1 pseudogene is annotated in these 504 nt (G+C 70.4%); it reads right to left on the reverse strand.

The features are described from left to right. A pseudogene (locus P3H15_RS55035) lies at positions 1 to 251 on the reverse strand (AMP-binding protein); the annotation flags it as partial. Positions 252 to 504: the final 253 nt, after the last annotated feature.

Here is a 504-nt window from a genome sequence, read left to right on the forward strand (position 1 = left end):
GCGGACGGTGTCGACAACAGGTGGGTGATGCGTTCGGCGCGCAGAAGCGCCGCCAGCTCCTGCCCGCCGTACACCTCGGGCGGGGCCACGACGAGGGTGGCGCCCGCGATGGCTGCGGCGAGGACCTCGACCAGCGCGGTGTCGAAGCTGGGCGAGGCGAAATGCAGGACACGCGAGTGTGCGGACACCGCGTAGTTGTCGCGGATCTCCTGGGCCAGGTTGGCCAGACCCTGGTGGGTGACGACCACACCCGGTCCATCGACGGATCCACCATCTCCACCGGGTAACCAGTCTTGTCCGCCACCACTTCCTGCAACGCCGACCGCAGCACGGCGGCATCGACGCCTGCGGACGGTGAGTTCGTCGGGGTGGCGGGTGTGGTGGGGGGTTCGGGCGGGGTGGGGGTCTCGGCGAGGAGGTCCACGATCTGGTCGAGGGTGCGTAGGGTGCCGAGTTGCTCGGGGCCCAGGCTCGGCAACTGCGGGAACCGCTCCTGCACCGCGC

The sequence above is a fragment of the Rhodococcus sp. T2V genome, assembly GCF_029269925.1.
Lineage (GTDB): Bacteria > Actinomycetota > Actinomycetes > Mycobacteriales > Mycobacteriaceae > Rhodococcus_F > Rhodococcus_F koreensis.